Origin of the sequence: Citrifermentans bremense (assembly GCF_014218275.1) — a bacterium.
Classification (GTDB): domain Bacteria; phylum Desulfobacterota; class Desulfuromonadia; order Geobacterales; family Geobacteraceae; genus Geomonas; species Geomonas pelophila.
In genome coordinates this window covers 4,290,428-4,312,515 of sequence record NZ_AP023213.1, presented here as the reverse complement: position 1 = coordinate 4,312,515, position 22,088 = coordinate 4,290,428, and the positions used below count along the sequence as shown (strand labels likewise).

Below are 22,088 nucleotides of genomic sequence, written 5' to 3'. Positions count from 1 at the left end.
GCTCGATCATGGTGCTGTTTTACCCTGCTTGGCTGCCGCAGGGGCTGCAACTCCTCGGTTGCGGTTCAGGAACATGCGTACGGCGAGGTAGACGACCGGCAGGATGCCGATGATGAAGAGCGCGTCGCCGGGCAGCCGCAGCCATTCGAAGATCCGCACCATCGGGAGCATGAAGAAGGCCGGCTCGCGCCCCTCCCAGTACGAGGTGGCGAGGATCTGGTTGATCTGCAGCATCCCGACCGGGAAGAGGTTTATGAAGAGCATCAGGGCAAGCCCCAGGTTGGTGCACCAGAAGGCGATCCCCATGGCCGTGTTGCTGGCCTTGTCCAGAGGGAGGAAGTAGCGGGCCACGAACATGAAGAAGCCGAGCGAAAGCATCCCGTAGACGCCCATCATGGCGGCGTGACCGTGGTTGGCGGTCCACTGCGTGCCGATCTCGTAGTAGCTGACGATGGGGAGGTTGATCAGGAAACCGAAGACGCCCGCCCCGAGGAAATTCCAGAATCCCACGGCGATGAGGAACATCACCGCCCACTTGTGCGGGAACATCTCCGCCGTGGTGCTCAGCATGGAGCCCCCCGCGGGAGCTCCCAGCCGCATGAACTTCCAGGCCTCGTAGGTGAGGAGCAGCAGGGGGATCACTTCCATGGCCGAGAAGAAGGCGCCGAGCGCCATGTGGACTTCGGGCGTGCCGCTGAAATAGAGGTGGTGCATGGTGCCGATCACGCCCCCTATAGAGTAGAGGATGATGTCGAGGTAGACGATGGTCGTTGCCACCCGCGCCCTGACCACACCGAGGAGCATGAAGACATAGGCCACCATGATGGTGGTGAAGAGCTCCAGGAAATCCTCCACCCAGAGATGAACCACCCAGAATCTCCAGAACTCGATCTGGTTGAAGGGGGTTCCCTTGCCGTAGAACATCCCGGCGGCGTAGAAAAGGGGTATGGAGATGGCGCTGTAGATGAAAAGCCACGGCATGTTGCCGGGGTGCTCCCCCTTCAGCCTGTCCAGCATGCCGCGGACGAGTATCAGCAACCAGATGAGCATCCCCGCGGTCAGCAGGATCTGCCAAAGGCGACCGAGGTCGAGGTATTCCCATCCCTGGGACCCAATCCAGAACCAGGGGCTGCTGGTGCCCAGAAGACCTTGCAGGCTCACTGCTTCACCCGACAAGGAACCGAAAACTACCACCACCAGCGCGCCCAGCAGGACCAGGGAGAGCTTGTCCTGGTGCCGCGGCTCTTTCCCGGCGATCATGGGGGTGAGGAAGATCCCCATGGCGAGGAAGCTGGAGGCGACGAAAAATAGCGCCAGCTGCACATGCCACATCCTGGAGAGGTTGTAGGGGAGCCATTCGGCAAGCGAGAGCCCGTAAAAGCCGGCCCGCTCGACGTGGTAGTGGGCGTTGACGCCGCCAAGGAGTCCCTGGAGCAAAAACAGCAGGGCCACCACGAGGAAGTACCAGCTGACCGTACGCTGCGAAGGGGTCAGGGGCACTTCTTCCGGGACGGGGTGCGTGGCGGCCAGTTCCGTGTCTGAGGCATGCCACCCGAGCCACTCGAAGCGGCCGAACACGAAGAGGATCAGGCCGGTCCCGCAAAGAAGGGCTACCAGGCTGATCACGCTCCACATCAGGACGCCAGGGGTGGGCTGATTTCCGGCGAGGCTGTCGGGGGGCCAGTTGTTGGTATAGGAGTGGTTGGTGCCCGGACGCGTCGCGGCGCAGACCCAGGCGGCCCAGGAAAAATAGGAGGTGAGCTTGCGGACCTCTTCGGGGTCCTTCAGGTAGGGGCGCCGCAACCCTTGCTGCGTCGAGGATGGCCCGAACCAGTCGCGGTAGTAGGAGATCATCTCCCGGTAAGCCGCCGCCTGGGTTGGCGTGTAGGTGATCACGCTCTGTTCCGGGTCGTAGCTGTTTTGTTTCGCCTCGGAGCGCACCCTTTCACTTGCCTCTGCCGGGGAGAGTTTCTGCTCGGTGTAGGAGAGCCTCGCTTTTTCCCCGCTGATGCGCAGGTATTGCGCGGTGAAGTCGGGCCCGAGGTAGGCGCCGTGCCCGAAGAGGGTGCCGTACTGCATCAGCCCGTACCTCTGGAACAGGTGCTGTCCTTCTTTGATGTCGTCTCCGGTGAAGAGAACCTGGCCCTCTGAAGAGCGCACTTCACGGGGAATAGGCGGGCCTTCGGTGTTGTTGCGGAAGGCGAGGTAGCCCAAGACGGCAAACCCGAAGACAAAGGTGACGACTGCTGCGAGCAGCCATCCTCTTCCAAGGACCATGTTCTGTTCGCGTTCATGCATAGCTGCCTCCTCATCTGAGATCCTTCTGTGTGCGCATTCCCTAATGCCCTATCGGGATATTCTAGGTCGCCCCGTCGGTGATGCAAGGAATTCCCCGAGCTTAATCGGTGCTACCGTTGGGAAAAAAGACCATGGCTGGAGGTGCTGCCAGAAGCATAGAAAATGAGCGGGAATGAATAAAAATGCATGGCCGAAGAAAAAACTCTTTAGTTTCTGGCAACTACGCCGATATATGCCTAGTGTGATAAACCGATGGGAAAAAAGACGCGTTAGTAAGGCAGGCAGGCCCGGCGGCAGGACGTCCGCATCGATGAACCAGTGTACGCAGTAAGGGAGTCAGATACGTTGAAAAACCGATAGCTTCAAGATGCTCAGGAGAAACGCTATGCATGTACTGGCAAGCAGGATCGGCTCTTGGATCATGGAAACACTTGGCACGTTAGACACTACTTTCAGCATGCCCACTTGGTACGGCTCCTTCCTAGAAGCCTACAGCAATGACAGCGCCCTCCTGGGATACCACGCCATTGCCGTAGCTCTTTTGATGCTGGCTTCCTGCGTTCACCTCCTGCAAAAGCCAAAGGCGCCCACCTACTTCGAACTCTTCCCCAGGTCAGGAGGGGATGTCTGCAAGCTCTGCAGCCTGCTCAATGCTACAATGTCGCATTACGACAAGCACGGCAGACGCAACTAGGAAGATAGATCTATAGATTGAAAGAGAAGGGGAGCCTCGACTGAATAGTCAGGGCTCCCCTTTTTGTGTTCACTCCAGCTGCAAAAGGCAAGTGGGGACGGCGCTACTTCTCGCGCGCCAGGGTCAGGGTGATTTCGCCGACCTTCAACTGGGTCTTGATGCGCACGGGGATGTGCTGGCTGTCGTCGGTGAACCAGAAGGTAGGGTTGCCGACCTTGGCATGGACACCGTCCCGGGTCAGTTGCGACGTTACCACGATGGTCTTGATCTTCCCTCGCGGGGTGGTTATCTCCTCGCGGTGTACGACCTTTGCCTCGGCTTTCCATAGCTGCTTCGTGTCATAGATGTCAAAGGAGATGGTTTGTCCCGGCGCCAGTTGGTGGGAGCGCAGGAAATAGATGCTGGAGAGGTTGTCGTAGGTCCTTGCAGTGATGTCGGCGCGCTTGACCGTGTTGCTGAGCAAATCCTTGCTCTCTGCCTTGAGGCTGGTGAAGTTGAAGGTCGCCTCCCTGTGGGCGCGGAACCTTCCCTCGCTTATCTTCTCCCGGAACGATTTCGGTTTTACGGTACGGGTGACAACGGATTCGGACCTGTCGTCGATGCGAAAGAAGACCGAGACGAAGGAGTTCGAGGTGATGGTGTTGAGGATGTGGAAGTCGTCCCCCTGCGCTGCCACCTCGAGGACGGCCGACCCGGCATTAAGACCGGACCAGCTGACGTCGTAGACGAGCCTCTCAGGTCCAATGGCGGCTGCCGATGAACACCAAATGAGGACGAAAAGGATGGATTGTATTAAAAGGGCATGAAGTTTCATCTTGGGAAGTCTACCACTGAAATCGAAAGATGATAGCAAAAATTTTAGCTAGTACGTATTCGTTGATTACAGCTTAAGCTTTCTCTGTACTGTTCAACTTAAGAGATGCGGAAATAAGATACTTCGGTCGGGGGCTGCAACTGCTGCTCGCGTGTCGAAAAAGGCAACCGGTGCCAGGAACAAAGCTCGCGGCACACTGTACAAAAAGATGGCAACGCTTATAGCCTGAAAGGCCGCTGCTGATCCAGCTCTCCAGACGGGGCTATGACATTGCTTGAGGCGCCGTTCGCACAAGTTCCAGGGAAGGGGAACCGGTGGTGCTCCAGTGGCATCGAGAGAGCTAAGGCTCGATCATGAGCGTCGTCGTGCCGTGGGCTACCAGCTTTCCATGCTGGTTCTTTACCGTCACTGCGACGCTCGCCATCCTGCGTCCCAGGTGCAATAGTTCAGCGCGGGCGGTCAGTTGATCGCCCACAGCGGCGGGCCGAAGATAGTTGACGCTTAAGTTGGTGGTCGTGCATGGCTTGCCGGAGGGAAGCAGCGGCTTCGGGAAAAAGGAAACCGTGTCGATGAGCGTAGCGATCAGCCCGCCGTGCGCGCCGCCAAGGTAGTTCTTATGGATATCGGAGACCGTCACCTCCATCAAGGCGTGGCTCACCCCGATCTCCTTCAGCTGGATGTTCAGCGTCTTCAGCATCGAGATGGCGCTGCCGGATTCCAGGGTCGCCGGATCGATCTTGCTTGCCATTACGGATCCTCCTTCTAAATCGTGTGATTTAACCCTTTTGCACCACGCTCGTCAAACATTTTGCCGATCCTCGGTGCAAAAAAAAACGACAGGGAGGTCTAAGACCCCCCTGCCGTCATTTGTCGACTGATGACTTGAACCTAGATGTCCCAGCTGTCGATCTTCATGGTCCCTTTCTGGGCCAGGTTCACCTGCATCTTGAAGACGCGGTCGAGAAGCTGCGGCTCGTGGCCGGCCTTTCTCCCCAGGCAGTCCTTGGCCGCGCGCTCGAAGTAATCCTGCAAAAGCGGCTTGTAGTCGGGGTGTGCGCACTTCTCGATGATGAGCTTGGCGCGGCTTTTCGGGTCGAGGCCGCGCAGGTCGGCGAGACCCTGCTCGGTGACCAGCACGTCCAGGTCGTGCTCGGTGTGGTCGACGTGCGGCACGTGCGGCACGACGCAGGTGATGCCGGTCGGGTCGGTCTTGGTCGGACGCGCCGACGGGGTGTGCATGATGGAGAGGTACGCGTTCCTGAGGAAGTCGCCGGAACCGCCGATGCCGTTGATCATGCGGGTCCCGCCGACCAGCGTGGAGTTAGCGTGAGCGTAGATGTCGAACTCCACCGGGGTGTTCATCGCGATGCAGCCCAGGCGGCGGATCGGCTCGGGGTGGTTGGCGATGGAGAGCGGACGCATCATCACCTTGTCGCTGTACTTGTCCCAGTTGTCGTAGAAGCGCTTGAAGCCGTCGACCGAGAAGGAGAGCGAGACGGTGGAGGCGAAGTCGAGCTTGCCGGAGTCGAAGAAGTCGAGCATGGTGTCCTGCAGCACCTCGGTCCAGACCTTGAGGCCGGAGAACGGGCCGTTGGCCAGACCCCCGATGACGGCGTTGGCGATGGAGCCTACGCCGGACTGCAGCGGCAGCAGGTTTTTCGGCAGCCTTCCCAGCTTCACCTCGTTGGAGAAGAACTCGATGATGTTGTTGGCGATGGCTTCGGAGGTGTCGTCCTGCTCGCTGAAGGCGCGGCCGTTGTCGGGGCGGTTGGACTCGACGATGGCGACGATCTTGTCGTTGTCAACACGGACGTAGGGGGAGCCGGCACGGTCGTCGACGCGGCAGATCAGGTAGGGGAGGCGGTTAGGGGGAGCGATCGGCTCGACGATGTCGTGCAGACCCTCAAAGCTCGGGATCGAGGTGTTGATCTCGATGATGATCTTGTCGGCGATCTGCACGATCTCAGGAACGGCGCCGCAGGAGGCGGTGAGCACCAGGTCGCCGTTTTCGGTTATCGCAGAGCACTCTATGATCGCGATGTCGAGCCGGCCGCCGTTGTCCTTGGTGTAGAAGCCATAGCCCAGGTCCTGGGCGAACATGGAGAGGTGCTTGTCACCCATGCGGATGCGCCCCTCGTTGATGCCGGCCTGGATGTTCTTCCCGGTCTGGTAGGGCCAGCGGCGGTCGATCATGTCCAGGGAGGCCCAGCGGTCCTCGGTCTCGACACCGACGGAGGCGCCGATGAAAAGGTTGAACCTCAATTTTCCCTGCAGCTGGTTCTTTTCCACGTGGTCCGCGAGCGCAATGGGGACCATCTTCGGGTACCCTGCTGGGGTGAACCCGGACCAACCTACGTTCATCCCGTTCTTGAACATGGGGATAACATCATCCACCGGCTTGATCCTGGCGTGAAGGCTGGACTTCCTGATTCTGCTGTGCAATTCGGACATCTTCCCTCCTGATTAGCTATTTCGCGTGTTTCCAGCGCGTTTAGTGTCGAACGTTCGTTCGAATACAACATAACAGCACGCCGTTTTGTTTGCAATAAAATTGGTATTTCCCTCGCGATTTTGCTACTCTCTACGCCCCAATACCCTATCTGCCGGAGTCGTCATGGAAAAAACTGAGTGCCACAAGAAGCTTATGGAGGTGGGAACACGGCTGTTCTCGGAGAAGGGGCTGCACGGCGTGAGTATCCGGGAACTGTCGCTGGCGGCGGGGACCAGCATCTCGATGATTTCCTACCATTTCGGCAGCAAGGAAGGGCTCTACCAGGAGGTGTTGCGGCAGCAGTTCGACTGCTTCAAGGAGATCCACGAGATCAGGGAGCGCGTGACGGACCCGGTGGCGATGGTGGAGAGCTATCTGCTTTGGACCTTTCGGCGTCACAGGAACAACCCGTACCTGCTGCGCTTTTATACGAGCGAGTTGACCAACCCCACGCCTTTTTTCGAGCCTTTGGTAATGCCGGTTATAGATGAGGTGATCGTGACCATGGCCGGGGTGATCGAGGAGGGGATCCGGCAGAAGAAGTTCAGGGAGGATGTCGACCCGACCAACGCGGCCCTGGCGCTGGCGGGGATGGTCAATTATTTCTTCCTGAGCAGCCTGGCGACCAAGAACCTGATCAACCATACTCCGGAAAAGGACGAACTGCTGGTGCGTCAGTACCTCGAGATCTTCACTTGCGGGGTCGGCGTCCCAGGCAGATGACCCCGCCCCTTGGAAGTGTCGCAACAACTGTCTCCTGCCTCGCGCCCCCCTCCCGTTTCTCTCCCCGTCACATCCGTCAGCTTGCTAGCTCACTTTGGGGCACTCGATGGCGCATCTGTCGCAGCCCCCTGGGCAGGGCTCTATGTGGACCAGGACGTGACTGTACGCGAGGTTCTTCTCGATATCCGCGGAGATCTCGTGACTTAGCGCATGGCCGCTTTCGACCGTCATCTGTCTGGGGACCACCAGATGCATGTCGATATGCCGGAGGTGACCCGACTTGCGCGTGCGCAGCTTGTGGTACTCGATGAACTGCTGGCGGTGGTTCTCCAGCGCATCGTGGATCACGGCTTCCTCGTCCTCGGGCAGTTTCACGTCCAGGATATGGAAAAAGGCGCTCTTCGTGAGGTCCCAGGCTGCCTTGATGATCATGAGGGCGACCACGATGGCGACTATCGGGTCGAGGAGGGCTATCCCGGTCAGCTTGATGAGGACAAGACCTCCAAGGACGCCGGCCGAGGTGTAGACGTCGGTACGCAGGTGCATGGCGTCGGCTTCGAGCGCTACCGAGTCGGTGGCCGCGGCGACGTTAAGCAGGTGCCGGGACACCAGGTAGTTGGCGACGGCCGAGACGGCCATTACCGAGGCGCCGAGCCCCAGGTTCTCGACGACGACCACCCCCGTCTTCAGCTTGTGGACCGCCTCGTAGATGATGTAGAAGGCGGCGCCGAAGATCAGGAGAGCCTCGATGGTGCCGGCGACGTTCTCGATTTTGCCGTGGCCGAAATGATGATCGTCGTCGGCGGGCTTCGCCGACTCCCGCACCGAGTACCAAGCGATGACGGCGGCGACGAGGTCGATGCCGGAGTGAATCGCCTCGGAAAGCACAGAAACGGAACCGGAGACGAGGCCGACCACGAGTTTCGCGGCCACCAGCAAGGTGTTGGAGAGCACCGAGAACCGCGCCGCTCTCCGCTTCATGTGGTCGTGTTCTTTTGAAACCATCTTCTTACCTTTCCAACTGGCCGCTTCATAACCCTGCGGCTGCCCCATGAAAAAAGGCCCCGGGTCTACCGCGGCCTTCGACTTCCAATACTACTTCCCCAAAGCGGACGTCAACCTTTGTTGAGGATCTGCTTGGCCCTGTCCATCTGGTTCGGGAAGAGGTCTTCCGGCACGTTTTCCTTGCCGGCCTCCTTGCGGACGGTATAGCGCGCGCACCCTTCGAAATTGTCGTTGCAGTACATCATTTTGAAGACGTTGCTGGTAGAAGGCATGTTCGCCATCCGGTCGTTGAAGAAGATGCAACCGGAAAGAAGTTCGCAATCAGGCATCTTTTCCCCTCCTGTGATGAATTGGCCGCCGCCTGGCAATCCTGCGACGCACCCTGTGCCAAAATTCCCGTAGGCGGTGCGGGAATATAAACCGAAGTCGCCTTCTGCGCAATAGGTTATTTTAATTGCCAGGCGTCCAAGCGCGAAGACCGGGCTGAACCGGCGATTTATCAATAAGCTGCGCAGCCTGGTAGGAGTATGCGAAAATGCTGGCATTAATTTCTTTATTGAGGCAGAGTTAGAGGAAATAAATGCTTCTGTACGTGTTACCCTGATACCCGATACAGAGTCGAGGGGTACGACGGAGGATGCCATGAGTACTAAATCTCTCCTGAGTCTTTACACTCCAGCTGAAATGCGCAGGCTGTACCAGGAAAATCCTGCTCTGTTCGATCAGCTCGCAGCAGAGGCCATCAAAACAGCCTGCACAGCGAGGACCCCCGAACAGAGCCTGAGGCTCCAGCAGTTGCAATGGACCATCGATATGCAGCTCAGAAAGGCAAAGACGCCTATAGCCAGGATGCATGTCATGGAGAACATCTTCTACGACAAGATCTACGGCGAGGATGGCAAGTTGTCGAAGCTCGTCTCCACCTGCAAAAAGCTGGTTCAGGCAGTGACAGGGGCGGCGGTGGATGCGAAAAACGGCGGCGAGCCCCGGAAAAAGCAGGATGTGGGGTAAAGCTGGAAAGGAATTGAAAACGCGCAAAGAAAAGGGCACCGGCTTAGGTGCCCTTTCCTTTTGCGGTTCCAGGGATCTTGAGGGTGCGACCCTAGTGGATGTTGCCGTTCTGGCTTTTGGCCACAAGGAAGTAGACTATACCCAGGATGAGCAGGGTCCCGGCCAGGAACGCCTGCGTTTCCAGGGCGTCGTGGCGCAGCGTCGAGATCAGGATCTCGCGGATCAGTGCCACGATGATCACCCCGATGAAGATGAGGATGTTGAACTTGCCTCCTTTGAGCGTCTTGATCTCGTTATCCATCAACTCGATCATCATCCAGAGGATGAGCAAAGAACCCAGCGCCGACAGGATCCCCTTCTCCATGCTCCCGCTGAATACGTGCACCAGGTCCCAGAAAAACAAGCCCACTACCGACAATGACACGATGATCAGCGCCACGACCAGAATGAGGTTGAGGCCGTAGGTGAAGCGTTCGGCGGCGTGGATCAACTTCGATTCCAGCCGGTGCGAGACGAACACCTTGCGCAGTTCCTCCTCCTGATACGAGGTGCTCATGATGTCGAGGTTTATGTCGAGGATCTTCTCCACCGCGATGCGGTACTTGCGTCGGGCCTCGATCTCCGGGAAGTTCGCCTGGAGCAGCTCGATGAGAAACCTGCGCACCACGTTCATCGCCGCATTAACGTAATGCGCGCTCACCTTGATCCGCACATGCGCCTGTCCGATCCCCTGCAGCGTGATCATGTAGCCGTTGTCGTACCTGCCGCAGAAAAGCGACAGGAACCACTGCGCGTGGGTCTGGCGCAGTTTCTGGAGATCCTTGGGATCCCGCAGGAATGCGGCGGTCTCCGGAATCTTCAAAAGGTAACCGTAGAATTCCTCAACCATGGCCTCGCAGTTCTGCCGGGCCAGGGGAAGCAACTCTTCCAGAAGCTTCGCATCGGTATCGGTGAAGTAGTAGTGGCTCTTTATTTCCTGCATTGTCAGCATTCAAAGCTCCTGCTTTTAAAGTCTCATTCAGTCAAAGACCTTTGAATGCTAGCATAGCCGCAGCCTTTTGCCATGTTTGTATACCGATGTGCCTGTCGACGGCCGTGCAGGAGGAGTGTTGCCTTTGTTTAATGTGACCAAAAAAAGGTGAATCAAACCGAAAAATGTGCTAGTTTCAGCCGCCTTTTGCAGCAGAGCAAGCATGGAATCCAAAGGAGAGAGCACCTGATGAAAAGATCCATCCGCAGTTCCCTGTCCAGAAGCCTGAAAACCGTTACCTTGGCAGTAGCCCTGCTGCTGCCGTTTGCCGCGCCCGAAAAGGCGAGCGCCGGAGCGGCGCTGTGGCAGGAAACGAACCTCCAGTACCTTTGGGGCGACAACTTCAGGATCGCGCCGACTGGAGAGAAGGACAACAACCAGGCCACCATCACCATCGAACATGCCGACGCCTGGAAGTACGGCGACAACTTCCTCTTCGTAGACATCACCAATCCCACCGAAGACGACATCTCCCTGTACGGCGAGATCTCCCCGAGGCTCAGCCTCGGAAAGATCACCGGGCTGGACCTCTCCGCTCCGCTGATCAAGGACGTGCTCCTGGCCGGCACCCTGGAGGTGGGCACCTACCCGTCGGGCGGGGGATTCCACAACTACCTCTACGGCATGGGCTTGAGCCTCAACCTCCCCAAGTTCAACTTCGCGGACTTGAACCTGTACGTGCGCAACAGCATGGACAAGGAAGGTGTCACCTACCAGGTGACCCCGGCATGGCAGGTCCCGTTCAACATCGGCAAGGCGAACTTCGTCTGCGAAGGGTTCATCGATATCGCCGGGAGCGAAGGGAACTCCGCCTTCAACATCGACGCCCAACCGCGCCTTTTGCTCGACGCCGGCAAATTCTGGGGCTCGCCGGGCAACCTCTTCGTGGGGACCGAGTTCATCTACTGGCGCAACAAGTACGGTTTCAGCGGCATCAACGAGTACGCGCCGCAGGTCATGGTGAAATGGGTGCTGTAACAAATTAACCGCTGTTTCGCAGACCGGCCGCAGTGACAAAATGAAGGCCCAGAGGCGCAAAGCCTTTGGGCCTTTCTTTAATTTTGCTTTTGCCAAGTCAGGCTTACGTGAAGCAAATGTACGACTGCTGAACCCGTACGGGAGAAACCGAAGGTTCTGCTTCGAATTATCCCGTATACGGAATGGCGGGATTGGGCATTTTAAGCCTCAAATTATCTGTTCCTGTTAAAAAATAAAATTTAAGTAAGGCAAATCGCTCCCGATAAGTCCCCCATATCTCATTTGCCGAACGCCGTTTCAGTTTGCCTCCCGGCAGTCATTCTCCCCGCCATCTCTTCAACTGACTTTGAGATACCCGAAGCCAAAGACAGAGCATCCAATTTTTCCCGCAGCACAGACAGGGGGATAGTTTGAAAACTACCTCGTCAGCCGCCGATATCCAGATGGTCACCTTCCTCCTCGGGAGCGAGGAGTACGGCGTCGACGTCATGGACGTCCGCGAGATCGTGGACTTGACCGACGTCACCAAGTTGGCCAACGCCCCGAGCCACGTGGAAGGGGTGATCGACCTCAGAGGGAGCATCGTGCCCATAGTGTCCTTGAAGAAGAGGTTCGGCCTCCCCGACAGTGCGGTGGAAGAGTCGAACTGCATCGCGGTGATGGATTTCGCCGGGGTGCTTACCGGTTTTGTCATCGACGAGGTGACCGACGTGATCCGGGTGGCAAGGGGGGACATCCTCCCCCCGCTGGAGGTTGGGTCGGAGCCCTGGATGGAAGGGATCCTGTCGCTGGGACCAAGGCTCGTCGTGGTCATGAATCTGAAGCATTTAGCTTGAGGAGCACTCCATGGAGACAAAAAGCAACGACAGGCTGGCCCTGCAGGACGCGATGGTCTTTCTCGGGGCCATAGCGTCGGGAACGGAACAGGCCATAGGCGAATCGGCCGGCAACATCTCGTACCTTGCCGGGGTGAACCTGGGGAAGAAGCTTTCGCAGGGGGTCCCGAGGACCGGGGAGATAGACGAGGCGCTGGCGGCGACCAGGCGGGTCCTGGAGCAAAACGACTACCTCTGGCTCTTCGAGCCGTTCAAGACCCACGATCAAAAGGAAATGGTGCGGCAGGGGGAGGAGGGGCTGGAGGTGATGCTGGTCTTCCGGGACTGCATGATCCGCCAGTCGCTGTTTCGCTTCGGGCACGTCCAGAAGGGATCGCTTTGCAACATGATGTACGGCTTCTTCGCCGGTGCGCTCCAGAACATCATGGGGCGCGAGTCGTCCCTGGAGATCGTGCACGCCGGCGAGAACGCCTGTTACAAGAAGCTCGTGGTACGAAATCCATAGTCTTTGCGCCGGGAGGGTTTCATGGGTGAAGTTACCGTCAACACGGAGTGGCTGAGCGACTGTTCCGGGTGCCACGTCGCCATTGTCGACCTGCACGAGAAGATCCTGAACGTGCTGGAGGCGGTGCGCATCCAGCGCTGCCCGGTGCTGACCGACATCAAGGGGTACCCCCCCGCGACTGTCGGGCTGGTGTCGGGCGCCATACGCAACGAGCACGACCGGCACGCAGCCCTCAAGATGCGCGAATCCTGCGACATCGTCATCGCCTGGGGCTCCTGCGCCGTCTTTGGCGGCCCGGCGGGGGCGGGGAATATCCATACCCCGGAGGAGATAGCGGCGGCGGTCTACCTGGAGAACAAGACCACGATTCCCGCTCCCCCCCCAAACCGCGAGGTCTCGCCGCTCGAATCTGTGGTTTCGCCTCTGGACACCGTGATCCCGGTCGACTTCTACCTTCCCGGCTGCCCGCCGCACCCGGCCTTCATCTTCGAGGCGCTGACCGCCCTCGTTGCGGGAAGGGAGCCGGAAGTAAGCCGCCGCTCGGTCTGCGCCAAGTGCAAGCGGAGCATGGAGAAGACCGAGGTCTCCGAAATCAGGTCGAGCTTCGACGGGATCCCCGACCCGGAGCGCTGCTTCCTGAGCCAGGGGTACACCTGCATGGGGTCGGTTACCATCGACCGCTGCCTCGCCCCCTGTCCCACCAACGGCGTCCCCTGCACCGGCTGCGCCGGGGCCACCATGCAGATCCTCACCGAACCCAACCGCGACATCAGGACCGAGATCGCCGACCGCATGTCGCGGCTCACCAAGATAGACCGGGACGAGATCGTCAGCTCGATCGAGCGCTCCTCCAAGTCCCATTACTCCTACACCATGGCCGCCTCGATGATCGGCTGCAAGCCCACCTTTCAGATCAAGCGCTGGATCGAGGACGAGCAGGCGGATTACGAGGCCGGGGGATGCCGATGAAGCGAACTTTGAAGATAGACCCGGTGACCCGGATCGAGGGGCACGCGAAGGTGTTCATCAACCTGGACGAGGCCGGGGCGCTGGAAAGCGCGGGGCTTGTGGTGAACGAGCTGCGCGGCTTCGAGAAGATCCTGATCGGGATGGAGGCGGACCGGATGCCGCACGTGACTGCCCGCATCTGCGGGGTCTGCCCCACGGCGCACCACATTGCCGCCTGTAACGCTCTGGACCACGCGGCAGGGGTCACGCCCCCCCCGGCAGCGCTCCTTTTGCGGGAGCTGATGTACCTTGGGCACATCATCCACTCGCACTCGCTGTCCATCTTCGTGCTCCAGGGGCCGGACCTGGTACTCGGGCTCGACGCGGACCCGGGGGTCCGGAACATCGTGGGTATCGTGCAGGCGAACCCGGAGCTCGCGAAACTCGCGCTGCGCCTGCGGAGCATCGGCCAGAAGATCAACGAGATGGTGGGGGGGAGGGGGACGCACCCGGTGACCTCGGTTGCCGGCGGCATCGCCTTTACCCTCGACCAGGAGAAGCTAAAGGCGCTCAAGGAGTGGGTGGACGAGGCGCGAGGGGTGCTGCCGCAGGTGGTTCCGGCGGTGAAGGGGCTCCTGATGCGGGCGCTGGAGGCGCACCCGGAGATGGGGGAGAAGTGGATCGTACCCAGCTTCGGCATGGGAACAGTGCAGGATGAAGGGGTCTCCCTGATCGCGGGGAAGCTCCGCGTCATCGACGATACCGGCGCCACCCGTGTCGAGTTCGGCATCGAGGATTACGACCGGTACCTGCGCGAGTCCGTGGTGGAGTGGTCCTACATGAAGAAGGTGCAGGTGGAACTCGACGGCGAGCTGCACGACTACCGGGTGGGGCCCATGGCCCGGATGAACGCGGCGCGCCGCTTCGGGACCGAGCTCGCCGACGCCGAGTTCGCCGAGTTCGCCCGCCTCGGCGGGGCTCCCTGCCACACCACCGTGTTCCAGACCTACGCCAAGCTGATCGAGATCGTATGGGCCGTCGAGCGGGCGGGAGAGATCCTGCGCGACAAGGCGATCGGCGGCGAGACCCGGGTCCCGGTCCGCTTCCAGGGGGGGAGGGGAGTGGGGCACGTCGAGGCGCCGCGGGGAACGCTGATCCACGACTACCAGATCGACGAGCGGGGGATCGTGCGTGCGGCAAACCTGATCGTCGCGACCCAGCAGAACTACTCCCTCATCAACCGCTCCATCGAGCAGTCCGCCCAGTCCCACGTGATCGACCGCCCCGACGACCGGGCGCTCCTGAACGCCGTCGAGTTCAGCATCCGCTGCTACGACCCCTGCCTCTCCTGCGCCACCCACGCCCTCGGGCGGATGCCGCTGGAGATAGCGGTCAGGCGGGGCGCCGAGACGGTCAAGACCCTTCGGAGGTAAGAGATGCCAGTTGAGATCATGGTACACGAGCAGTCCTGCCGGGGGTGCGAGCTGTGCATCGACATCTGCCCCACCAAGGTGTTCAAACTGGATGAGGAGAAAAGGCTTTGCAGCGTCGACCACGCCGAAGACTGCATCGCCTGCCTTTCCTGCGCCTACATCTGCCCTTCCGGCGCGATCACCCACCGCGACTTCCACCTGGTCAAGAACTTCTACCGGGACGAGGAGTTCTGCAGGAAGATGGGGAAATTCCTATGAACACGAGCGACCAGAACTACAGCGTCGACCTGACCGCCGAGGATTACGACAAGGCGCGCAACGAGGTGGCGTTCCTCTTGGATGCCTTCGCCAGCACCATCGACAACATCATGGGCGGGAACACTGCACCGGTGGGGAGGATCGCCGGGAGGGACACGGCGAAGAAGCTGCCGCTGGAAATACCGGAGCCGACCCTGGAAAAGGTGATCGAGGCGCTTTCCCGGCAGATGCAGGCGGGGTTCGAGTTTTCCCTGGAGGAAAATCGGCTGCTCTTCGACAGGTGCATCCTGAGGGAGATGTGCCGGCTGAGGAAACAGGAGCCCGGCGAGTCCCTCTGCCGCCTGTTCCATTACTATCTCGACGGGATCGCGAACGGGCTCCTCTGCCGCCCGGTCAAGTCGGTTCCTGAATCGGTGGGTGAACGATGCGTCTTCAAAACGACAGCGCAATAGTGGTCTGCATAGGGAACGAGCTGGTGGCGGACGATGCCGCGGGCTACGAGGTATACCGAAGGCTTGAGCCGCTGGCGGCCCGGCTGGAGTACCTGGGTGTGGGCGGTTTCGACCTTCTTGCCATGCTGCAGGGGGAGGCGCACCTGATCGTGGTCGACGCGGTGCAACTGGGGGAGGTCCCGGGGGCGGTGCACGTGATACCGTGGCAGGAGCTCCCCGAGGCGGGGCCGGAGATCTCGGTGCACGGGGTCGGTTTGAGGGAGATCATCGAGATCGGCAGGTTGCTGTTTCCCGAGAAGATGCCGGAGCAGGTGACGCTCGTGGGGATCGAGGGGCGCTGCTTCAACCGGACCCGTGAGTTCATGACCGGCGCCGTGGCAGGGGCCATCGACCACGCGGTGGCGGAGGTGCGCAGGCTGGTACAGGGAGGCGTTCATGAGTAAGGCGGTGAACCAGGTGGTGAAGGAGCTCTCCGAGGCGATGATGGCGGGAAAGCTCGACGTGCGCGCGGATCTCAAGGGGCTCAAGGGCGACGACGTGGAAACGGTCAGCCTCATCAACGGCATGATCGACGCACTGGTCGCCCCCTTGCGGCTCGCCGGCGGCGCGCTGCAGGAGATCGTCCACGGCAAGCTCCCCCCGTTCGTGATCGACGAGTACCAGGGCGAGTTCCACCAGATCAAGCAGGACATCAACACCCTTTTGGCCATCCTCTACGGCATCCACGCCGAGGCGGTGCACCTGACCGATAGCATCGGGGAGGGGAAGCTCAGGACCCGCGGCAACGACTGGGATTACCAGGGAGTCTGGAAGGAGCTGATCGCAGGGTTCAACGGGACCCTGGACGCGGTCATCGCACCTATTCACGAGGCGGGGGAGGTGCTGGAGCGACTGGCGCGCTACGACCTTAAAAGCAGGATGAGCGGGAAATACCGGGGAGAGCATGCCGCGATCCGAAAGGCGATGAACTCAACGGCGGGTGCGCTGAACGACGCCATAGCCCAGGTCTCCGAGGCGGTAGGACTGGTCTCGGACGTGGAGCGACGCATCTCCAGCGTCAGCTCCTCCTTCGCCCAGGGGGCGAGCGAGCAGAGCAAGGAGCTGGGGGAGACCTCGGTGAGTCTCGCGCAGCTCTCCCAGAGCGCCACGAAGAGCGCGCAGCGTTCCAAGGAAGCCAATGCCGACGCCAAGAAGGCATCGGACGCGATCCGCCTGGCCAAGGAGGCCATGGGGCGGATGCTTGCCTCCATGGACGAGATCAGCGGCGCGGCCGAAAGCACCGCCTCCATAGCCGGGGAAATTGACGGGATTGCCCAGGAGACCGGGGTCCTCGCCGGGAGCACCGTCGAGAAGGCGGCCCGGATGAGGATCTCGGCGGGCGGCTTCGGTGTCGTGGCCCAGGAGATCCGCAAGCTCTCCCGGCAGTGCTCCCAGACGGCCAATGCGATGAAGGAGTTCGAGAAGAAGCTGGGCCAGGAGCACCAGGAGGAATTCGGCGCGCTGGTAGCGAGCCTGCTGCAGATCGCCAGGTTCTCGAACCTTTTGGGAGTGAATGCTGCGGTCGAAGCGGCCCACGTCGAGGGGGCGGGCAACGAATTCAAGGCGATGACAGACGAGATCCACGCCCTTGCCGTCAGGTCGGCCGACGCGGCGAAGAGCACCGGGGCTCTCACCAGGTCCTCGCAGGATCTGGCGCGGCAAGGGGTGGTAATCTCCCGCGAGATCGATCGCGAGCTGGAAGGCGCGGTTGAGGCGGCGCAGGCGATAGCCCGCTTTGCCGACGATATCCTGCAAAGCATCGAAGGGCAGACGGCGGGGATCGAGGAGATCAACGCGCGGGCAGCCCACATAACCGGCGTCACCGAAAAGAACGCCTCCGGCGCGGCCGACTCGCTTCTGGCAGCGAAGGAGCTGGAGGCCCAGGTCGCCAAGCTTTCCACCATGGTGAACCGGTTCACCTTCTAAGCGGGGGCCACACAGGCCGCACAGGTCAGACAGGTCAGACAGGTCAGACAGGTCAGACAGGTCAGACAGGTCAGACAGGTCAGACAGGTCAGACAGGTCGGTTCCGCCTTGCCCTGAGCGAAGGATCTTGCTAGAGTGCCCGCCATGCCCGACAGCGTGCGCCGCCATTACGAGCTGTACCCCTACCCGGATTACCCCCTCCTGGCCTCCGTGCGCCGCTGCGACACATACGCCAACAACCTGGAAGCCCTTTGGGCCCGGTTCAACGGCGAACTACCTCCGGACCACCTGCGCCGCATCCTCATTGCCGGCTGCGGCAGCTTCGCCCCCTATCCCTTTGCCCTCGCCAACCCTGGCAGCGCCATCACCGCCCTCGACCTCTCGGATAAAAGCCTGCGCCGTGCACGGCTGCACTGCCTGCTGCACGGCATGACGCGCCCTGAGTTTCTCGCGGGGGACCTTCTCGACCCGCTCATTGCCCCCGGACCTTTCGGGTTCATCGACTGCTACGGGGTGCTGCACCACCTGGAAGACCCGCTGGCGGGACTTGTCGCCTTGGGAAAGAGGCTGGGAGAGGGGGGGATACTGCGGGTGATGGTCTACAGCACCTATACCCGCTGGGAGGAAGACTCGATCCGGCGGGCGCTGCGTCTTTTGCGGGTGCGCTCCCCCGAACATGTGTTGCAGATGGTCGCCCGCAGCAGGAAAGGATCGCGCCTGCGGGAATTCTTCGAGCAGTCGGAGGAGGTGTCGTCGCGATCGGGGCTCGCGGATGCGCTGCTGCACCCCCTGGTTACCAGCTTCAAGATCGACCGTTTCCTGGATCTCGTGGGGGGGAGTGGGCTCAAGCCGCTTCTGTTCGCTCACCGCGGCGCCCTCTCCGACCCGGAACAGGAGGCGGCCAGGATCAGGGAGATGGAGGAACGGCGCGAGAGCCCGGGGAACTTCGTGCTCTACCTGGGGAAGGATGTCAGGGGGGGATGCTCGGAGGGGGGAAGCTTCCGGCTCAACCGTTGTCTTGAGGGGGTGCTGTCGCGGCCGCACCTGACGCCCTTGCTGATAGCCGGGCGCCTGGGGGAGGCAAACCAGCCGCTGACTCGCCGTGATTGCGCTTTTCTACGCCGCTTCAAGAAACCCGTCCCCGCCGCAGCACTCTCACCGGAGGAATTGGCTATGGCGGAGAGTTACGCGGAGAAGCTCTTCCTTTTACGCTGCCGGAGCTGATCCTTCCGCTTTCCTGAAATACCGCATGGTTTCCGAACTAACCTGCCCCCGCCGCCGGGCACCCTTTTAACGCCGCGACCTGTCAAAAAGCAAACCCGTTGTCAATCGTCAATTGTCCATTGTCAATTGACTTACCTGTCCAGCATCTCCCGAACCTTCTTCAGCAGTTCCACGGGGCGCACCGGTTTCATCAGGAGTTCCGTCCCCTCATCCAACAGATCCCGGCTCTTGATGATGTCCATGGTGTAGCCGCTGGTGTAGAGCACCTTCGCGGCCGGGTCTACCGCGCGGATGACGTGGCAGGCTTCCTTGCCGCTCATCCCCGGCATGATCATGTCCATCAGCACCAGGGCTATCTCTCCCGCGCGGGCCGCGTAGAGGTCGGCGGCGACCTGCCCGTTTTCCGCCAGGAGCACGCGGTACCCCGCCCCCGAGAGGATGTTCTGCAAAAGCAGGCGCAGGTCCGGCTCGTCCTCAACAACGAGTATGGTCTCAGTTCCACCCGGAGGGGCGACTGCGACCTCGGGCTCCAAGGCCGCCTCGGCGCTTTGTTCGCTGAAGGGTAGGTAGATGCGGAAGGTGGTCCCCAGCCCTGGCTCGCTGTAGACGTTGACGAAGCCGCTATGCTGCTGGATGATGCCATAGACGATGGACATCCCGAGGCCCGTTCCCTTCCCCACCTCCTTGGTGGTGAAGAACGGTTCGAAGATCCTCCTGCGGGTCTGCTCGTCCATCCCTACCCCGGTGTCGGAGATGGAGATGACGGCATAAGGGCCGGGGACGCCGATGCCGTTGGCCTGGGCGAAGGCTTCGTCGATTCTCTGCGCCGAGGTCTCGATGGTGAGCAGCCCCCCCTTGGGCATGGCGTCCCGTGCGTTGGTGGCGAGGTTGATCAGCACCTGCTCTATCTGCCCCCGGTCGACGTCGACCTGCAGCTCGCGCGGGGTGAGCCGCGCCCTGAGCTGGACGTCCTCGCCGATGATGCGGGAGAGGAACTTCTCCACGTGCAGGATGATGTCGTTCAAGTCCATGGTGGAGGGCTTGATCACCTGCTTCCGGCTGAAGGCGAGGAGGTCCGAGGTGAGCTTCGCCGCCTTGTCCGCAGCGTTCATGATCTGCTCCACCTGCTCCTTTTGCCGCGCCGGCAGCGTCTCCTCGTTGACGAGGATGCTCCCGTACCCCAGAATCACCATCAGGATGTTGTTGAAGTCGTGCGCCACCCCCCCCGCCAGCTGCCCGATGGCCTCCATCTTCTGCGATTGCAGCAGCTTTTCCTCCAGCTGCTTCCTTTCCGTGATGTCCTCGGCGATTCCCAGCAGGAAACGGACCTTCCCCTGGTTGTCGAAGAGCGGGATCTTCTTTACCCGCAGTATCCGGTCGCCGTTCGGGGTGCTGATGATCTCCTCCGGGACCTCCACCAGCTCCCCCTTGGCCAAGGTCTCCCGGTCCACCTTGGTGAAGAACTCCGCCTGCTCCTTCGGGAAGAGGTCGTAGTTGGTCCGTCCCAGCACCTCGGCGCGGCTCAAGCCGAACACCTCCTGGCACGCCTTGTTGATGGTGACGAAACGAAGTTCCTGCACCTCCTTGGCGAAAACCACCGCGGGGATGTGGTCCACGATGTTCTTGAGGAATTCCTCGCTCTCCCTGAGCGCCTCCTCCATTGCCTTGCGCTGGGTTATGTCCCGGGCGACCGCCAGCACGTAGGAGCGGTCCCGGAACTGCATCCGGTTCAGGGTGATCTCGGCGGGGAAAATCCCGCCGTCTTTGCGGTGAACTTCGGTGACGGCGAGGATCCGGACGCTTGCCATCTCCTCGGAGGAAAGGATCAGAGCTTCTGCTGCGGCGTTTTGCTGCAGGTTGGAGAGATCGAAGAGGGACTGCTGCAGCAGCTCGTCCCGGCTCCAGCCGGTCTGGCGGCTGGCCGAGTCGTTCAGGTCCACGATGCGTCCGGTGGAGGCCTCTACCAGGCAGATGGCGTCGTTGCTGTGATCCAGGAACGCCTTGAAACGCTCCAGCTCCTCCAGGCGCTCCTGCAGTTCGGGGTAGTAGCTCTTGCGCATCGAGGATTCCCCGAGCCCCGCGAGCTTTTGCTGCAGCGCCGCCAGGGCGTCCTGGGGATCGGGCCCGGGGTCAGAGGGATTCTTCATAGAGGACCTCGATGTCCCTCTTGGAGGGGCGGCGCGGGTTGGTCGCCATGCATGGGTCTTTGAGCGCGTGCTCGCTGAAGAGGGCGACGTCGCTGCGTCCCACCCCCACCTGGGCCAGGGTCCGGGCCACCCCCGCTTGCGCCTTCAACTCCCTGACATGCCGCAAAAGGGCCTTCTTCTTCTCCTGGGCGGGGAGGCCCCGCAGGTCGAGCCCCATGACCTGAGCTATGCGCTCGAACCGCTCCTCGGCCGTGGCGAAGTTGAACTCGATGACGTGGTCCAAAAGGATGGCGTTGCACTCCCCGTGCGCCAGGTCGAGCGCTCCACCGAGGCTGTGCGCCATGGCGTGGGTCGCCCCCAGGATAGCGTTGGAGAAGGCAAGCCCGGCCTGCAGGCTCCCCATCATCACGTCGCCGCGAAGGCTCAGGTCCTCGGGGTTGCGGATGCTGGGGATGAGGCTCGCCGAGAGCAGGCGCAGCGCCTCCAGGGCGTGCAGGTCGGTCATGTTGGAGCGGGCCGTGGAAACGAAGGCCTCGATGGCGTGGGTCATGGCGTCGAGGCCGGTGCAGGCGGTCAGGTAGGGGTCCATCGTGGTGAGGGTGAGGGGGTCGATGAGGGCTATGTCCGGGACCACCGACTTGCTGATGATGGCGATCTTGACCCGCTCCATCGGGTTGCTGATGATGGCGAACTGGGAGACGTCGGCGGAGGTTCCACCGGTGGTGGGGATGCAGATCAAGGGCGGCATGGGGGATTTCACCATGTCGACACCTTCGAACTCGAGGATGTGCCTCTTGTTGGTGCTGACTATGCCGATCCCCTTGGCGCAGTCGATGGGGCTTCCCCCTCCCACCGCCACCAGCAGGTCGCAGTGCTCCGCCTGGTACAGCGCCACCCCGGCCATGACCTCCTCGACCTTGGGGTTGGGGGTGAGGTCGGTGAAGAGGACATAGGCAAGCCCTGCGGCCTCAAGGCTGTCGGTCACGTCCTTGGTCCACCCCGCCTCGACTACCCCGGGGTCCGAGACCACAAGGACCTTGCGCCCGCCCAGGTTCTTGGCGTATCTCCCTGCCAGCTCCCGGGCTCCCGCGCCGAATATGAACTCGGGGGCCAGAAATTTCCTCAGTTCGAGACCTTCCGCCATGTTCCCGTCTCCCTTGCTGCTTCTTCACTTTTTGTAGGTGAAAACTCCACTGCCTGCTACCAACGTATTACTTTAGCAGTATTTCAGAGGTGATGCCAAGTAAAGGGGAAGGTTGGTGTGGGTTAATCAAAA

The 22,088-nt window shown here is 60.9% G+C and carries 22 protein-coding genes; 13 read left to right on the top strand and 9 right to left on the bottom strand.

Annotation, left to right across the window (positions count from 1 at the left end; genetic code table 11):
• Window positions 1-6 precede the first annotated feature (6 nt).
• Entirely contained in the window at window positions 7-2,298 is a 2,292-nt protein-coding gene (locus tag GEOBRER4_RS19250; RefSeq protein ID WP_185243599.1) for a nitric-oxide reductase large subunit, read from the bottom strand.
• A gap of 385 nt (window positions 2,299-2,683) precedes the next feature.
• Here GEOBRER4_RS19250 and GEOBRER4_RS19245 point away from each other — a divergent pair, with 385 nt between their 5' ends.
• Window positions 2,684-2,992, top strand: coding sequence for a hypothetical protein (locus GEOBRER4_RS19245; protein WP_085814644.1), 309 nt, complete (start codon window positions 2,684-2,686; stop codon window positions 2,990-2,992).
• A gap of 103 nt (window positions 2,993-3,095) precedes the next feature.
• Here GEOBRER4_RS19245 and GEOBRER4_RS19240 read toward each other — a convergent pair whose 3' ends face one another.
• From GEOBRER4_RS19240 to GEOBRER4_RS19230, 3 genes are all read right to left on the bottom strand, one after another.
• Entirely contained in the window at window positions 3,096-3,806 is a 711-nt protein-coding gene (locus GEOBRER4_RS19240; protein ID WP_185243598.1) for a DUF3108 domain-containing protein, read from the bottom strand.
• 340 nt (window positions 3,807-4,146) lie between these two features.
• Window positions 4,147-4,554, bottom strand: a complete 408-nt coding sequence (locus GEOBRER4_RS19235) for a PaaI family thioesterase (RefSeq protein WP_185243597.1) — start codon at window positions 4,552-4,554, stop codon at window positions 4,147-4,149.
• A gap of 140 nt (window positions 4,555-4,694) precedes the next feature.
• Window positions 4,695-6,257, bottom strand: a complete 1,563-nt coding sequence (locus tag GEOBRER4_RS19230) for an acetyl-CoA hydrolase/transferase C-terminal domain-containing protein (protein WP_185243596.1) — start codon at window positions 6,255-6,257, stop codon at window positions 4,695-4,697.
• A 163-nt stretch (window positions 6,258-6,420) separates the two neighbouring features.
• On the opposite strand from GEOBRER4_RS19230, the gene GEOBRER4_RS19225 reads away from it, so the two are divergent.
• Window positions 6,421-7,020, top strand: coding sequence for a TetR/AcrR family transcriptional regulator (locus GEOBRER4_RS19225; RefSeq protein ID WP_185243595.1), 600 nt, complete (start codon window positions 6,421-6,423; stop codon window positions 7,018-7,020).
• Between the two features lie 84 nt (window positions 7,021-7,104).
• Here GEOBRER4_RS19225 and GEOBRER4_RS19220 read toward each other — a convergent pair whose 3' ends face one another.
• On the bottom strand, window positions 7,105-8,025 hold the full coding sequence (locus tag GEOBRER4_RS19220; RefSeq protein ID WP_085814649.1) for a cation diffusion facilitator family transporter: 921 nt from the start codon (window positions 8,023-8,025) through the stop codon (window positions 7,105-7,107).
• 110 nt (window positions 8,026-8,135) lie between these two features.
• Window positions 8,136-8,354, bottom strand: coding sequence for a hypothetical protein (locus GEOBRER4_RS19215; protein ID WP_085814650.1), 219 nt, complete (start codon window positions 8,352-8,354; stop codon window positions 8,136-8,138).
• Window positions 8,355-8,667: 313 nt separating this feature from the next.
• Between GEOBRER4_RS19215 and GEOBRER4_RS19210 the strand changes: the two genes are divergently transcribed.
• Window positions 8,668-9,036 carry a DUF3135 domain-containing protein gene (locus GEOBRER4_RS19210; protein ID WP_185243594.1) on the top strand — a complete coding sequence of 123 codons (369 nt, stop codon included), beginning with the start codon at window positions 8,668-8,670 and terminating at the stop codon, window positions 9,034-9,036.
• A 91-nt stretch (window positions 9,037-9,127) separates the two neighbouring features.
• Here GEOBRER4_RS19210 and GEOBRER4_RS19205 read toward each other — a convergent pair whose 3' ends face one another.
• Window positions 9,128-10,027 carry a protoglobin domain-containing protein gene (locus GEOBRER4_RS19205; protein ID WP_185243593.1) on the bottom strand — a complete coding sequence of 300 codons (900 nt, stop codon included), beginning with the start codon at window positions 10,025-10,027 and terminating at the stop codon, window positions 9,128-9,130.
• A gap of 228 nt (window positions 10,028-10,255) precedes the next feature.
• On the opposite strand from GEOBRER4_RS19205, the gene GEOBRER4_RS19200 reads away from it, so the two are divergent.
• From GEOBRER4_RS19200 to GEOBRER4_RS19155, 10 genes are all read left to right on the top strand, one after another.
• Window positions 10,256-11,044 (top strand): DUF5020 family protein, encoded by a 789-nt coding sequence (locus GEOBRER4_RS19200; protein ID WP_185243592.1) that lies wholly within the window; start codon window positions 10,256-10,258, stop codon window positions 11,042-11,044.
• A gap of 410 nt (window positions 11,045-11,454) precedes the next feature.
• On the top strand, window positions 11,455-11,880 hold the full coding sequence (locus GEOBRER4_RS19195) for a chemotaxis protein CheW (RefSeq protein WP_085814654.1): 426 nt from the start codon (window positions 11,455-11,457) through the stop codon (window positions 11,878-11,880).
• Between the two features lie 10 nt (window positions 11,881-11,890).
• Window positions 11,891-12,385: a hypothetical protein gene (locus GEOBRER4_RS19190; protein ID WP_185243591.1), complete on the top strand. Its 495-nt coding sequence runs from the start codon at window positions 11,891-11,893 to the stop codon at window positions 12,383-12,385.
• 21 nt (window positions 12,386-12,406) lie between these two features.
• Complete coding sequence (locus GEOBRER4_RS19185) at window positions 12,407-13,354, top strand: NADH-quinone oxidoreductase subunit B family protein (RefSeq protein ID WP_185243590.1); 948 nt, start codon at window positions 12,407-12,409, stop codon at window positions 13,352-13,354.
• Window positions 13,351-14,766, top strand: coding sequence for a Ni/Fe hydrogenase subunit alpha (locus GEOBRER4_RS19180; protein WP_226377839.1), 1,416 nt, complete (start codon window positions 13,351-13,353; stop codon window positions 14,764-14,766). The genes GEOBRER4_RS19185 and GEOBRER4_RS19180 overlap by 4 nt, the downstream gene beginning before the upstream one ends.
• Before the next feature lie 3 nt (window positions 14,767-14,769).
• Window positions 14,770-15,024 (top strand): 4Fe-4S dicluster domain-containing protein, encoded by a 255-nt coding sequence (locus GEOBRER4_RS19175; RefSeq protein ID WP_185243588.1) that lies wholly within the window; start codon window positions 14,770-14,772, stop codon window positions 15,022-15,024.
• Window positions 15,021-15,476: a hypothetical protein gene (locus GEOBRER4_RS19170; protein ID WP_185243587.1), complete on the top strand. Its 456-nt coding sequence runs from the start codon at window positions 15,021-15,023 to the stop codon at window positions 15,474-15,476. The genes GEOBRER4_RS19175 and GEOBRER4_RS19170 overlap by 4 nt, the downstream gene beginning before the upstream one ends.
• The gene (locus GEOBRER4_RS19165) at window positions 15,449-15,919 is read left to right on the top strand and encodes a hydrogenase maturation protease (RefSeq protein ID WP_085814659.1); all 471 of its coding nucleotides are present in this window, start codon (window positions 15,449-15,451) and stop codon (window positions 15,917-15,919) included. The genes GEOBRER4_RS19170 and GEOBRER4_RS19165 overlap by 28 nt, the downstream gene beginning before the upstream one ends.
• Complete coding sequence (locus GEOBRER4_RS19160) at window positions 15,912-17,441, top strand: methyl-accepting chemotaxis protein (RefSeq protein ID WP_185243586.1); 1,530 nt, start codon at window positions 15,912-15,914, stop codon at window positions 17,439-17,441. The genes GEOBRER4_RS19165 and GEOBRER4_RS19160 overlap by 8 nt, the downstream gene beginning before the upstream one ends.
• 144 nt (window positions 17,442-17,585) lie before the next feature.
• Complete coding sequence (locus GEOBRER4_RS19155) at window positions 17,586-18,665, top strand: class I SAM-dependent methyltransferase (protein ID WP_185243585.1); 1,080 nt, start codon at window positions 17,586-17,588, stop codon at window positions 18,663-18,665.
• 131 nt (window positions 18,666-18,796) lie between these two features.
• On the opposite strand, the gene GEOBRER4_RS19150 is transcribed toward GEOBRER4_RS19155, so the two are convergent.
• Together GEOBRER4_RS19150 and ercA are read right to left on the bottom strand one after the other, a co-directional pair.
• On the bottom strand, window positions 18,797-20,812 hold the full coding sequence (locus GEOBRER4_RS19150; RefSeq protein ID WP_185243584.1) for a hybrid sensor histidine kinase/response regulator: 2,016 nt from the start codon (window positions 20,810-20,812) through the stop codon (window positions 18,797-18,799).
• Window positions 20,796-21,956, bottom strand: a complete 1,161-nt coding sequence (gene ercA, locus GEOBRER4_RS19145) for an alcohol dehydrogenase-like regulatory protein ErcA (protein WP_185243583.1) — start codon at window positions 21,954-21,956, stop codon at window positions 20,796-20,798. The genes GEOBRER4_RS19150 and ercA overlap by 17 nt, the downstream gene beginning before the upstream one ends.
• Window positions 21,957-22,088: the final 132 nt, after the last annotated feature.